Here is a 15,088-nt window from a genome sequence, read left to right as displayed (position 1 = left end):
AGTTTACAAATATGGCGAGCGGGGTTAGCCGCTCGCCAATATCGTGATTAGACGATCACAAAGTCAGAAGTGGACAATGTATTCACGCCCGTCAGGATGGCGATGTCTACCTTCGCACCGCTACCATTACCATCAGCGTCATAGCTGAGGGTTTTGGTCGTGGTGTTGTACACCAGGTAATCATTAGCATCTTGTGCAGTGCCTGTGCTGTTTACACGCAGCATGCTGCTGTTAAAGCCAGCCAGTTGGCTGTACTGATCCAGATGCAACTCGATTTTGTCGGTGCCACGGGTGAAATCAGTGATGGTGTCTACCCCGGTCAGGTTAAACGCCGTGTTGGTGTAAGTTTGCACAGTGGTGGAAGAGCCAGTGACGACTTGCTCATACACTTTGCCGAATACAAAGGTATCTGCACCGCCGCCGCCAGTCAGCGTATCGTTACCGCCATTGCCAACAAACACGTCAGCCTTGCTGGTACCAATAAAGGTCTGCTGGTTAGCATTGCCTTCAAAACGCAAGCCATTGGTGGTCAGACCAGATGCATCAACAACGACATTGTTGATCGTACCGCCGTTGTTGCCCAAGGTATTGGACAAATCAGCGACAGTGCCATTGGCTTTGAAATAGTAATGATCATTGAGCAACTGCAATGCAGTGTTTTCAACGTTCAAACGGCCAACCGTGCCGCCCACCTGAACAACTTCCATAGACTTGAAGTTGTCGTTATTGAGCACGATCGTACCGTTGGCCTTGGTGTTAGCACCGATACCAGTCGTAATGCGCAATGTATCCACGCCATCACCACCGATAATCACATCATGCTTGGCACCCGTCGCAATCCACTCTTTATTACCATCGTCAGCTTTGGAAGTCGTGCCTTGCACACCACTGCCAAACCCGCCAATGACAAAAATGTCATTGCCTTCGCCGCCATCCAGGTAGTCAGCACCACCATGACCAATCAGCAGGTCATTGCCGCCACCTGCGTAGACCGTGTCATCGCCCAAACGCATAGTGACATACTCAACACCATCGCCACCATAAACGATTTCGTGGGCATCGCTGCCTTCGTTAGCACCATCGATGCGAGTATAGCTACCTGCTTCGCCTTCTGAGGCATCATAGATCACATCAACGTTGTGGTACAAATTAGCTACTGAGTAATCATCCACCTCAAAAACAGCAGACTCATAAGTCACTGGCGTTGCACCAACAATAGTTGCAGCTGGTTCGAAAGTAGTTTCTTCAAACTCGAGCTCCAGGGTGACAGTTTCAACTGGACCACCAGCGACGCCATAGATATGGGTGCCTGGATTCAGCTCGCCTACGCTTAATGACTCACCATTTTCTTCGATTTGCTCAGCTTCCAAAGTGATACTTACACCACTAGCAAGCTCGATACGCTCAATGCCTGAGAAAAGGATATCCTCAAACTCACCAGATTTTGTGAATTCCAGAGTATCCACCGCATTGTAACCAGCAATCGTTGTAGCAAAAGTGCTAATCGCTGAGGAGCCAGGACGAGTGACAATATTCAAACGAACATCAGTTTCCGCCTGCTCAGACATCTCCTGATCTTCCATTTCAACAATGTTGCCGGTAGTCGTATCAATGGCAACCAAACCAGCATCTTCATCTGTTTCATCGGCTTCAGACAGTTCAATATAACGTGCTTCATTTCCTGCATTATCAAGGCCTGAAACGCCACCCTCAATAATCAGGCCTTCGGCTTCTTCCTCATCACCAATACGGAAGGTATCGTTACCTTCGCCACCAATCATTGCATCGTAAGAAGTTGCCAAGAATAGATTACCAACAACGGTTTCATCTCCGGCAGAACTGTCATCGCCTTGCAAGTAGTCGTTACCTTCCCCACCACTTAAGACATCATCACCATCACCACCATAGATAACATCGTCACCGGCACCGCCAAACAAGGCATCGTCACCGTCACCGCCATAAATACTATCACCGCCATCACCACCATCGGCGTAGTTGTTGCCACTACCTACATCAATGGTGTCATCACCGGCACCGCCAACAATTGCATCATCTCCATCGCCACCTAACAGGATGTCATCGCCATCACCGCCGAAGATAATGTCATCACCATCGCCACCATCAACAAAATCATTACCTGCTTGCGCAATAATGATGTCGTTACCACCATCGCCCGCAATGAAGTTATCCAGCCCATTACCAATGATCAAGTCTGGATTCGGTGTACCGGTATAGTCAGTCTCTGTACCGTTAAAAATCTTAACTGCCATAATAAAACTCCTCAAACTTAGGTCTGGAGTAGCAGCATTTGCTACCCCAGATAATTAATTAAAAAGTGCTCAGATTATTAAGGTACAGTTGATCCTGGAGGCGCATAGCCATCAACGCTAATTTCCTGCATGGTGGTATTCTCCTGCCCTGTTTGACGCAAGCGAATCGCACCTGTTTTCACCCAGCCAGAAACAGCTGTTGAGTCGCATGGCGCTTCTACATATGTCATCGCAGAGACGATATTGGAGCCACCATCATCATCTACATAAGCAACGTCTATGGTGAAATCGATCCAATTGCTATTCACAACAGCATCCTGAGTGGCTGCAGTTGTTGAGGCAATGACTGTTGGGCCAATACCAGTGACTTCACCAGTGTAGGCAGTGTTAACGCTATTCGCCGTTGGCAAATCGAGGTAGTTAGTACCAAGCAGTAATTTATTCGCCGCAGTATCGTACTTATAGGCACGATGTTGTACTGAGGTAAATGTACGGCCAATACGATAGACAGGTGATGCATTAGTGGCTTGTATGTAATAACCAGCATTGACAGATGCACTACCAAACCCACCACGTGCAATATCATTGACTTCAAAATACTGAGTACCAGTCGTACCAGCATCCCAATCAACATTCAGGGCCGTAAATCTTGCACCAAAAATGCAGGAGGTTTGCGCGGTATTGCGCCATACGCGATCTGACACATTGCCAACTGTTACACCACCAATCACTGCATTTCTAGTGGTTGATGCAATTAATGTATAGCCCGAAACCGGTGAGGTTGCTTCGTTTGCTGGAAAGGTAGCGCAAGTGTTATTTGCGCCTGTGGTTGGTTGTGTTGGCGTACTGGAGCCAAAATTACCCGTTGTATTGCATAAGGTATAAGCAGTACCGCTAAAACCTGCGGCGGGAATAGCCACCAGACCGGTTGCCATGGCAGGCATAGACAGGCCAAATGCACCCATTACAGCAAGACTAATCATTACATTTTTCATAATCGCTCCTTAGAGACACTATGCAGACACTTTGGTAGCCCGCATCACCAATTCCCACATCCTTCTAGCCCCTCGTCAGTTCTAAGCAGGCTGTGGAAAATTTCTAGTACAAATACCTTATAAATACTCCCAAGAAAGAAACAGTCATCAGGGCAAAACCGCCCCTGGAGGGGCATAACCATCGACAGAAATTTCTACCAGGCTTTCCCCCTCCTGACCGGTTTGCCTGAGTCTAATCGCCCCCGATTTAACCCAGCCACTCACACTAGACGAATCACACGCAGCCTCTACATACACCATAGACGAAACGATGCTGGAACCCGAACCTTCATTGTCCGAGTACACTGACTCCAACGTAAAATCTACCCAGTTAGCATTCACTGCCGCAGATTGCTTTGCAGCTGTAGTGGAGGCTGGCCAAACACTTGTAGTCTCGCCATTGATTGAAAGTGTTAATGCGCCGCCAATAGTAGGCAAGGCTAAATAATTTGCGCCAGGCAAACTATTTATTGGACTTCCGAGACCATAGGCACGATGCTGAACAGAAGTAAATGTGCGTCCAATACGATATACAGGCAAAGCGCTGCTCGCTTGAACAAAGTAACCGGCATTAACAGATGCACTACCAAATCCACCACGCGCAATATCATTCACTTCAAAATATTGGGTACCTGCTGTGCCAGCATCCGAGTCCGTATTCAACGCAATAAATCTGGCCCCGAAAATGCAGGAAGTCTGCGCAGCATTGCGCCAAACACGGTCTGAGACCGTACCAATGGTTATGCCACCAATCACCGCATTGCGATTAATTGATGCAATTAATGTATAACCAGCGACTGGAGAAATAGCTTCATTTACAGGAAATACCGCGCAGGTATTATTTGCAGTGGTTGTAGGGGTGGCTGAAACACTAGATCCAAAATTGCCTGTGGTATTACATAAGGTATAAGCCGACTCGCTGAAACCTGCAGCTGGAATCGCCACTAGCCCCGTTGCAAAAACAGATGTTGTATTGAGCACATATAAACCCGCAACGGCCATGGCCAAAATCACTCTTTTCATGTTCTACTCCTTGTAAAAAGGTACAATGAGCAGGCATTTGTGGCTGCCCGCATCCCGAATTTCCGTCATTTCTAGTCCCTCGTAAGTTCTAAGCAAATAGCGGAAATTTAATTAAGGCATGTCACAAATGCCCTGTTAATACTTCCCAGAAGTTAAATACATTCACGCAAATTTTCATTAGGATTTTTTCCTGCTATGCATTAATCAGGCTGAAAGTGCCAGTTCAAGCTAAACCATATTCCGCGCGGTGCGCTTGGTGCAATGTAGTTTGTACTCCGCCAATCGGCCGAGTTATGGTTGTAGCCATCAGGCCCAATATTGCCTAGCACACTAGGTGAAAAAGGGTTTCTACCTAACCGACCAGCAGTGAAATACTCCTTATCAAACAAGTTGGTGACCAGCACAGTGGCTGTCCACTCTTTATTGAAGCGATAACTGCTTTGCAAGTTAAAGGTCGCATAACCCGGAGCCTTACCTGGATTGGTAGTCGGTGCTAATGTGCGGGTATAAACTTCAGATTTGGTAGTACCAGTCCCACTGCCATCATCCACTTGTCGAATAGCCGTGAAAGTTCGTGAAACACCCACCTGATGCTCGTTATTCTCATTACCACGCATAAAGCTGTCAGAGTGTGCGACCATGGTCAGCCCGACATTCCAATTACTCGTTAAGTCGTAACTCAAAGTTCCATTCAGGTTATGTAATGAAACACCCGGCATATGATCCCCTGGCTTGACATTAATCACCCCCTCACCTAGCGTACTGATAGTTTTAGAACTACTGTTATCAGCACTAAACATCAGGAAATCATTCTGAAACGTGGCATCGGTGAGGCCATAGTTGAGTCCAAAATGTAATCGATCAACGCTCCCCTTCAAGCCCGCTTCAATCCCGCGACGACGCGTTTTGCCTATGGTGTCGAAAAAGCCACGCCCGTTACCAATGGCCACAAAATAGATATCGTCTTTGAGGTCTGTTTGATACGCATTAAGGTTCCATTGCATGTTTTCACCCCATGACCCTCTCGCCCCGACTTCATAACTGGTTGCTTTAATTTGTGGCAGATATGGGTCACCTGAAAGCGTGGTAGGTAAGGTACATTGGCGATTCTCGGCAATGCTTTTTGGCACTTCATAAGTCCCGCCATTACCATCATTTAAAAATATGCCTGAGGGCCTGTGATCCAATGCACAACCTAACTCGATCACACTAGGCACTCGTGTGCCCTGTGCCCAGTTTGCATAAACATTGAGATCCGGCCTCGCTTGCCAACTGGCGCCCAACTGCGGATTAAACGAGTTAAAGCTAAATTTCTCTGTCTCGGCACTATCCAGTGCATTCACAATTCTCGGAGTGGTGTATTGTGTGGCAACACCGGTACAAGCAGCGTCTGTACAAATGTTGTAACTATCAGGATAACCAATGACATCGCCGATTTCATAGGCACCTATGCCTCGGCGGGCTGCAATCTTGTTTTTTGTTTGCGTATTGTTATAACGGCCTGACATGCTGAGGTGCCAGTCATCAACCGGACTCCAGGTCTCGCTAAAATAAATACTCTTGGTTGTTTGTGTGCCTGAAAAATCATTATTGCTGACCCATTGATCCGCCCCAGCATACATAGGGTGGATATCATCTGGTGCCAGATATGCATTACGACTTGCATCTAGCAATCCAAGACGCTGTTTATTGGCATAGGTGGCATCTGCCGCATCAATAGAGGCACCCACCATGACTTTATGATGATCAAGATGCCAGTTGAACTGTACCGATGCACCATTGGTGATCTGGTCTATCTGGTTATCAGTAAATATCGCAGTCGGCGTGTAATATTTTTTACCTGTATCTGGATCAACCTCATACACAACACCACCTGTGCCACTACCAGCACCATCAACATAAGCAAGCGAGTTGGAGTTGGGAGCCAAATAGGAAAATGCACCATCTTTGGTTGTTGCGTCGCGTAGCTGAGTTGCAACACAATTATCGGAATTTTTGGGGGCTGTCAGAATCAACCAGTTTTTGTAATTAACGCCATTGACTGTAGAGTAGTAATAGTTATCTGTATTAAAATAAACAGTTGCACCGGGTGCTGCTACAGGAAAAGATCCGCCCCCAAGAAAATCTTGGAGTTTATAAGAATCCTCCCCTCCTTCTGTTGTACCATTAAACTCCGGTGAGCTCCCAATAGATGGCACAGATTCTGACTCTCGGTTATAAATCTGCGTCTCCCACAGATTTCTAAAATACCTATATTGATATTTCAAAACATTCGCATAATACTCAGGCACTTCGGCATTAAACACTGCACCTGAGTAGTTAGCTAAGTTGCGGCCGGCTGGATCGCTGGGATCTATTGTTAAATCAGGAAGCCCTCCTAAAGCGTCCAATATGAAAGCGTTACTAAACGAGTCATATAATCCAGGTGTTGTACTGTCCTCTGCGATTGAAACGACGATATAATCTGGTACGCCATATTGGTTATTTGCGCTACTTGCAAACAAACAAGTATATTGCTCTGTAGACGAAGGAATCCGGCGCGCCAAGGCCTCCTCGTCAATCCCCATAAATACATCTGCACCTACCTGATGGCGTCGGCTATTTCTACGATAAACCTGGCCAGTGATACTGAAAGTCTCTGTGGCCTGGAATGCTCCAGAAAGCTGAAATTGAGCAAGGTTGTTCGTGGTTTTATCTGGGCCAGTAAAAATGCTCGTTGGGTCTTGAGCATACATTTCACTCGGCAATAATCCATTACCCGTCAATTTCGTTTGGACCAATAGCGTACTCAGGCTTAAATCTAGCTTATCGCCTCTATAGCTCGCTTTAGCAAAACCCTGATTAACCCTGCTGGGTGAGTTCTGCCGCCAGCCATCCTCCAGAAAAAAATTGCCCGCACCAAATAAAGCAATCTCACCGTTATTCCAGCCGCCTTCAAGCTGTAATTGTTTACGCCCAAACGAGCCTGTCAAAATATCAACATCTGCTCCAGCGTTATTGAAACCGTCTTTGGTTTTAAGCGCAAATGCCCCACCCAGTGTATTCAGGCCAAAGATAGGATTAGAACCAGGAAATACATCGACGCTAGCCAGAGCATTCATTGGCAGCATGTCCCAATTCACCACATCGCCAAATGGTTCATTGACGCGAATACCATCAATAAATACGCTTAACCCCTGAGGTGTACCAATCTGCGGGCCTGCGGTAAAGCCGCGATATTGCACATCCATTTGGAATGGATTGCCTTGGTAGTCATTGACTGTGACTGATTGCAATTTGCGGTTCATCAAGTCAGTGATACTAAGCGCATGCGCTTCTTTAATCTCTTTGGCAGAAATGCTTTGTACGTTGCCGGGAATCTCTTCCTTTGTCAGACCAAGCCCAGGCAAAGGCCCAACTTCATAAAAGCGTTTAGCGCGGACTTCGACTTTGTCGAGTTGCAAGTCTTTTTTGTCTTGTTTCGGCGGCTTTTGAATAAAGATATTATTGCCTTCAACCTTAGGCTCCAGGCCGCTTTCACCCAGCACGCGCTGCAAGGCTTCTTTACGTGACATACGGCCACGCACTTCAGGCGCGGTTTTGCCAGAAACCACATCGTTTGGGAATGAGATATTCATACCTGTGGCCTTGCCCAGGTCGTGCAATGAGTTGGCCAGCGGCTGCGCTGGAATATCGACATTAACGGGCACACTAAAGCTTTCCTCCTGCTGTTTAGGCAACTGAGTATTTAATGCTTCCGCCCACACTGGCTGTGATGCCATCACGCTCAATGCGGCTAGTGCAGTGTGTATTCCTCTTCTATTTATTTTCTTATATGTGTTCACAGACTTCTCCTGTCTATGACTCATCTGTGAGCGAGACAAAAACCTGACGTCACTATCAAAAATTTACATTTGAGTGAGAAAAATGGGATATGAAAAACCGTGACTGGGCGTCACCTGATGACGCCCTTGATGGCAGCGTTAGTGCTGGGAATTGAGCAATGTGTATTGCGGGGTTTCTTGCAGTTTGACTGGGGCAATATTGGGCACCTGCTTGCCTTGAGACTGCACTGGTTTCTGACTGTAGCGCGAAACAGTGCAAGCATCTCACTCGTATCGGCTCAGTCAAAGAGCCTCTCCATTTTCATCGCCCAAAAGTTACAAGCAGCAGACGTACAGACTGTATCACCAATCCACCACAACTTGATTAGTCCCTCGTGAGTTCTAAAAGTGTTGTAGTTGAATTCTGTGTTGCTATTTATGGTTGTCCACAAATGCCCTCACTACCATTTCATAGTTATCAACATTTGCAACTTGCAACTAACTTTACTAAATTTGCGTTTAAGGTCACCGGGACTTTCTCCCGTCGTTTTAAAAACCTTTACTAGTATGTGCTACCAGGAACCGGTAATGGGTTAGCATTCGCTCCAACAGGCACGAAACCATCTACCCGAACCTCAATAAACTCATAGAAAGATCCTTGATCTCGCCAGGTTTGCCTTAACCGAATAGCGTTAGGAGTTGTAATTGGAGGAGTTGAAGAGCATGCAGCACGTACATAAAAAGCTGGCGAGCCAGGACTTGTACTACTTGTTGATGAGTCCGCGCTGTAAAAGTTTGTTGTAAACTCCACCCAATTAGCATTTTGATTTGCACTTTGCTCTGAGGCAGATGGAACTCCCAAGCCGGGTGTATTTTGACCGTTAATTGAAGTTGTCACAGCAGAGATTAGTGGCTGATTATAATAACCAAGAGCAAATACACCTGAGCCCAAACTCGCCGCCCTGTGCTGCACAGAGGTATAGGTTCTTCCAATGCGATAGACAACATCTGCCACACTGAGAACTCTTGCGTAGCCAGCAGAAACCTCACCGGAAGATGCAAAGCCCCCTCTAGCTACTCCGTTGACATGAAAAAACTGAGTGCCAATTCGAGTAATATCATAGTCAATAGTAGCAAGTGAAACTTGAGCTGCATAAATACACTCACCCTTAGTAGGATTTCGAAAGACGGCATCAGCTAAGTTACCAATTGATATCGGACTACCTCCTGTAAGTGCATTACTCATGATAATTGAGCGATTCGCTGATGCGATCAAGAAAAAACCCGACTCAGGAGAGCTCAATATTGATGGAGGCGCTGGAACTAATGCGCAGGTATTATTTGCCGTAGTGGTTGGTAAAGAAGCGCCCACACTCAGTGAACCATAATTCCCCGTAGTATTACAAAGACGATACTGACTTACTCCACCTACAGGCTGGTGTGATCCAGAACCATCAGATGCAACTGAAAAACCTGTGATTGGCAATGTTTCAAAGCCTAAACTCATTATCTGTCCGGAATATCCAAGAATGCCAATTACAACTAGTTTAAAAGTAGTTTTTTCCATCTCGATCCCTTAGCCCTTAATTTAAAAAAACAACGGTAAACATCCGCCTTAAGCCGCTGATAAAGTTAATCCGGCACAAAATGCCAGTTCAAGCTAAACCAAACGCCTCTTGGTGCACCTGGTGCAATAAAATTTGTACTCATCCAGTCAGTCGAGTTGTGGTTATATCCATCTGGCCCGACTGCGCCTAAAATGCTTGGTGAAAATGGATTTCTCCCTAAACGTCCAGCACTGAAATACTCTTTGTCTAACAGGTTTGTGACGAGTAGTGTTGCCGTCCACTCTTTACTTAGCTTGTAACTCGTCTGAAAGTTGAGCGTCGCGTAACCCGGTACTTTTCCGGGGTTAGATGTAGGCTGGCGGGCCACTTGGATAGTTTGGGTACCTCCATTAATTGGATCTGGCACCTCATAAGAAACATATTGAACGACGCCTTTCCGGTGCTCATTATTTTCATTACCACGCACGAAGCTTTCAGAATGGGCAACTGCCGTTAGTCCCAGACTCCATTTATCCGTGATGTCATAAGTCACATTAGCATTCAAGTTATGTAGTGCTACGCCAGGCATTCTGTTGCCGGGTCTGACCGTGATTACACGAGGGGTTGCTTCACCAGCTTCACCAGTACCAAACACTTCATTAGGAACGCCACTGCTGTTGTCATTACTGGCCATTTGAAATGTGTCTTGGAATGTAGCGTCAGTCAGTGCATAGTTCACTTTAAAAGCCAACTTATCTGCTTTGCCACCAAAGCCCATTTCAAGCCCTTGACGACGCGTTTTCCCTACCGTGTCAAAGAAGTTGCGATTACCTGGGAATGTAACCAAATAGATATCATCTTGAAGGTCAGTTCGATAAGCGCCAATATTCCACTCGATATTACTTCCCCATTTACCCCTCAAGCCAATGTCATAAGTTGTCGCTTTAATTTGAGGAAGATGTGGGTCTCCAGACAAAGCACTGGGCAATGAGCAAGATCGATTTTCTGCCAAACTCTTGAAAATCTCCCTTGGGGAGCCATCAGGATTAGTCCCAACATTGATTAGCGTTCTATCCAATGCACAACCAAGTTCAATGACACTAGGCACGCGCGCGCCCTTAGCCCAGTTGCTGTAGAAGTTAAGGCTTTCATTGGCTTGCCAACTCACACCAAGAGATGGATTTAAAGAGTAATAATTAAACTTCTCCGTTTCCCCTGGATTCATTAAGTTAAATATTTCCGGAATGCGGTAACCCGTCGGGCAATCTTGTCCAGGATTACAAATATTGAACTCATCAGGGTTGCCAATAATTTGATGTAGATTGGCAACATTAAAACCATAAGAGCGCGAAGCCAGCACATTTTTTACGCTCGTCATGTTGTATCTGAGTGCTGTTGATACATGCAGGTTATCGACTGGAGACCACGTCTCGCTTGCATAAATACTTTTTGTAGTTGAGGTACCTTGGAAATTATTATTGAAAATCTCCATATCAGCGGCAAGCAAGCCATCTAAAGCTTGATCTGGTGCCAGATAGGCTTTTCTTTGAGCATCAAAGAAACCTAGTTGCTGACCACCCACATAAGTCGTATTTGCAGCATCAATCGAAGCCCCTATCATGAACTTGTGATGGTCAAGATTCCAATTGAATTGCACTGAACCACCATCAACGGCCTGATCAATACGAGTGTTTGTGATGACCGCAGTTGGAACCCCGTCAACGACCCCAGGACTACCATTTTGCGCCCCGTCATATTGCTTTGGAGTTCCATCAAGATTCGTGTCAATAACACCACCACGAGAATCCACCGGATTATTAGCCTGACCATCAACGCACTCATCGGCATTGGTGGCTCTTTCGGTAAGAATGACATTTCTAATAAAACCACCGTTACCATCACTGCTGTAATAGTAATGATTGAGTCCTGAAAGTGCGTCCACAGGACCAGGCAATTGAGGAATTGCAGGTAAGCGTAAGGTTTCTATATATCCATAAGTGGGGAACGTATTACCATCTATAGTGATTTGTTCTGGTGTACTTGGTGGGTTGTATAGATTTTGGGCACCATTTGCCTGGGGCGTATATAAAACAGTTGCTCTATGATTTTTGTAGTAATCAAAGTTATATTTTGCATATTCAACAAAATAATCAGGCAAATCAACGTTACGTGAATTAGCTGGCAGTACGCTCAAATCTGTAGGCTGCCCAAAATATATAGCATCCATATAAAGCTTGACCTGATTATCCGCAAGATAATACTGGTTGTATAACTGCTGATCTTCTGCTGAAGCATTGGCTGGATCAAAAGTCATATTTATCGTGGCTAAAGCAATACGATCAATATTCCCTGGCACTTGAAGTACATAGTAATTAGGCAAACCATATTTTGTTGAACCATATAAGCAAGTATATTGCGCACCAGCAGTTAAATTTCTAATAGCTGATGAGTTTCCATACTCAGTGTAGACGTCCGCACCAATCTGATGCCGTTTACTGTTGCGTCTATAAATTTGTCCCGTGACGGTAAATGTGTCACTTACAAAATAGCTGCCAGAAAGCTGATATTGATCTAGCTTGTTTTTTGTTCGATCAGGCGCTGTAAAAACACCCTCTCTATCTTGTGCATACATTTCTGTTGGTATGACACCATTGCCGACCAAGTTTGTTTGAACAAGAAGTGTACTCAAGTTAAGATCAAGTTTATCGCCACGATAACTGGCCTTACCAAAAAACTGATTTACCCTGCTTGGTGAGTTTTTTCGCCACCCATCCTCCAAAAAGAAGTTGCCAGCACCAAACAACCCTATAGTTCCGTTATTCCAACCACCTTCCACCTGAAGTTGCTTGCGCCCAAAAGACCCAGTTAGAACGTCAATGTCTCCTCCTACATTATTAAAACCATCTTTGGTTTTTAATGAAAAAGCACCACCCAAAGTATTTAAGCCAAAGATCGGATTAGAGCCAGGGAATACATCGACACTAGCCAAAGCATTCATAGGCAGCATGTCCCAGTTCACAACATCACCAAACGGTTCGTTGACCCGGATACCATCAATAAATACGCTCAGACCTTGTGGCGTGCCAATTTGTGGCCCTGCCGTAAAACCGCGGTATTGCACATCCATCTGGAACGGATTGCCCTGATAATCATTCACGGTCACGGATTGCAATTTACGGTTCATCAAATCCGTAATGCTTAACGAATGTGCTTCTTTAATCTCTTTGGCAGAAATGCTTTGTACGTTGCCGGGGATTTCCTCCTTGGTTAAACCCAAGCCCGGCAATGGGCCGACTTCATAAAAGCGTTTGGCTCGGACTTCTACAGCATCTAATTTGAGTGTTTGAGAGTTTTTTTCTGGCTCTGGTTTGATGACAGCGGAATCACCACTAATATTGAGTTGTAATCCACTGCCTTGAAGTACCTTTTTTAAAGCCTCTTGCGGGGATAGAAAACCCTTCACCACCGGAGCAGTTTTATTTTTTGTGAGCTCACTATCGAAAGAGATGCTCAGGCCTGTTTGATTGGCTAATTGCCTGATGGATTGATTTAAGGGTTGTGCAGGTAAATTGATTTGCACCGGGAAACCACCCGTTTCGCTGGTGGTGGGCACATTGGTATTGAGTTCAGCAGCGTACAACTGATGCAAAACTGCTGAGTTACTAGTGAGTGTTGATAGCACAGCCCATGCTAAAAGGCTGTGTTTATGTATGATCCTCTGTACCATTGCCATCCCTGAATTCGTCTTATTACCGCAATGACGTTTTTAGCGGGCAATATTGTGATGTCGATTTTTAAATTTATTTATTTAGCAGGTGTTTTTGCCTTTATCAGGGTGGCCTGTGCGGTTGGCACAATACGCACCGGGACCAGCTCAGGCATTTGATGAATAAAGGTCTCAATCGAGCTTGTCTTCAGCATTGAAGAGATATGTACGCTGTTAGATATCGGTTGTTCTGCGATTAACGGCAACTTGCGGTACCTGGACAGGGTCTCGGCGATTTCATCCAGATCAGCTTCTTCAAATATCACCATGCCGTTTTCGAAAGCGAAGGCATCAGACGCCTGGTGATGCGAGCGTGTTGGTTTTGTATTGTCATGTTTCACTTCGGCCACTTCGCCATCATGCAGTATCAATGCATTCGGCCGGGTCGCACTCTCGACATTCTGTGGCTCAACCTTGACGGTGCCATGATCTACGCTGACACGGACCAGTTTATGCAAGCGGTTGACTGCAAAGCGGGTACCCAGCACAGTGATTTTGGCCTTGCCGCTGTCAATGATGAATGGACGGCTTTCATCGCGTGTGACTTCAAAGATGGCTTCCCCGCGCTTGAGCGTCACTATGCGTCGGTCACGGTAGTAGGTGACTTCAATATCTGTACCGGTATTCATGGTCATCAAGGTGCCGTCTTCCAGACGTTGCGCCTTCACTTGCCCGACCTCAACCTGTGCGGCCATTTGCATGACAGGTTGAGCACGCCAGGTTTGGAAACCCAGTAAACCACCCAAGCCTATCGCCACTGCAGCCACGGCACCCGCAACATAATTTTTAATTTTTTTGGATTGCGCGGCCTGTTGAAAGAAAGCATCCTGGTCGGCAATATCGGCCAGTTTTTCAAGCGCATGCGGTGAGTCAAAAGACGCCCACACGTTTGCAACATCCGCATATGCTTGCTGATGTGCCACACTGGCCATTAACCACTGCTCGAATTTGGATCTTAAAGGGTCATCGGCTTCGGCATCTTTAATGCGGATAAACCAGCTAATCGCGACTTCACGCAATTTGTCCGTATGGTTACGCGACATCATGACAGGACTTGATCTTGCAGTCGGGTTAAATCCAGCATGGCGCGGGTGATATGTCGTGACACCATATTCACACTAATAGATAGCTGATCTGCAATCTCTTTGAGGGAGCGCTGGTCTACCCGATATAACCAGAACGCCTCACGGCACTTGGGTGGGAGGCGATTAATGACGCGTTGCAAGGCTTCAAGCCGTTGTTTGAGCGAAGTGAGCTCCTCAGGCGAGGGCGCGACTTTAGTGGGGTCTTCTAAAAAGGCCGCCAGATCAAACTCTTCAGTGGAAAATGCGACCAGCCTTTTATTGAACTTGCGGTCTTCGTGTGCCAGGTTATGTGCGATGACCCGCAGATAAGCATGAGGTTTTTCCAGATTGATGGTGGAAGGTGAAATTGCAAACTTCAACAAGGCGTCATGCAAGATATCGTAAGCCTTGTGGCGACAACGGATGTCGTTATAGATTGCAGGCAATAACTCGCAATACGCCCATCTTAAGTTGATGCCATGCCATTCAATTGAGGAATTCATCGCTTATGTTTCCGAATGCTTTTAAAGTGCAAGCAAGTGCCATTTCTATCGTATCAGTGCTCTTGACCATACTGAAAA

8 protein-coding genes are annotated in these 15,088 nt (G+C 46.0%); all 8 read right to left on the bottom strand.

Translation table 11 applies throughout. The features are described from left to right. Positions 1 to 47: 47 nt before the first annotated feature. The 8 genes from ACIDE9_RS06540 to ACIDE9_RS06505 all read right to left on the bottom strand — a co-directional run bounded on the left by ACIDE9_RS06540 (position 48) and on the right by ACIDE9_RS06505 (position 15,010). Positions 48 to 2,270, bottom strand: a complete 2,223-nt coding sequence (locus tag ACIDE9_RS06540) for a calcium-binding protein (RefSeq protein WP_411993626.1) — start codon at positions 2,268 to 2,270, stop codon at positions 48 to 50. 77 nt (positions 2,271 to 2,347) lie between these two features. Next, on the bottom strand, positions 2,348 to 3,265 hold the full coding sequence (locus ACIDE9_RS06535) for a hypothetical protein (RefSeq protein ID WP_411993624.1): 918 nt from the start codon (positions 3,263 to 3,265) through the stop codon (positions 2,348 to 2,350). A gap of 147 nt (positions 3,266 to 3,412) precedes the next feature. Next, complete coding sequence (locus tag ACIDE9_RS06530) at positions 3,413 to 4,327, bottom strand: hypothetical protein (protein ID WP_411993622.1); 915 nt, start codon at positions 4,325 to 4,327, stop codon at positions 3,413 to 3,415. A 200-nt stretch (positions 4,328 to 4,527) separates the two neighbouring features. Then, entirely contained in the window at positions 4,528 to 8,088 is a 3,561-nt protein-coding gene (locus tag ACIDE9_RS06525) for a TonB-dependent receptor domain-containing protein (protein ID WP_411993727.1), read from the bottom strand. A 604-nt stretch (positions 8,089 to 8,692) separates the two neighbouring features. After that, positions 8,693 to 9,697, bottom strand: coding sequence for a hypothetical protein (locus ACIDE9_RS06520; protein WP_411993620.1), 1,005 nt, complete (start codon positions 9,695 to 9,697; stop codon positions 8,693 to 8,695). A 65-nt stretch (positions 9,698 to 9,762) separates the two neighbouring features. Further along, positions 9,763 to 13,410, bottom strand: coding sequence for a TonB-dependent receptor domain-containing protein (locus ACIDE9_RS06515; RefSeq protein WP_411993619.1), 3,648 nt, complete (start codon positions 13,408 to 13,410; stop codon positions 9,763 to 9,765). Between the two features lie 71 nt (positions 13,411 to 13,481). Next, positions 13,482 to 14,489 (bottom strand): FecR family protein, encoded by a 1,008-nt coding sequence (locus ACIDE9_RS06510; protein WP_411993617.1) that lies wholly within the window; start codon positions 14,487 to 14,489, stop codon positions 13,482 to 13,484. Next, positions 14,486 to 15,010 carry an RNA polymerase sigma factor gene (locus ACIDE9_RS06505; RefSeq protein ID WP_024929528.1) on the bottom strand — a complete coding sequence of 175 codons (525 nt, stop codon included), beginning with the start codon at positions 15,008 to 15,010 and terminating at the stop codon, positions 14,486 to 14,488. Before ACIDE9_RS06505 ends, ACIDE9_RS06510 begins: the two co-directional genes overlap by 4 nt. Between the last annotated feature and the right edge of the window lie 78 nt (positions 15,011 to 15,088).

This window comes from Methylophilus sp. 'Pure River', assembly GCF_046765995.1.
In the GTDB taxonomy this organism is placed as follows: domain Bacteria; phylum Pseudomonadota; class Gammaproteobacteria; order Burkholderiales; family Methylophilaceae; genus Methylophilus.
Note: the sequence above shows the minus strand (reverse complement) of the source record. Positions and strands in the feature narration are given on the sequence as shown.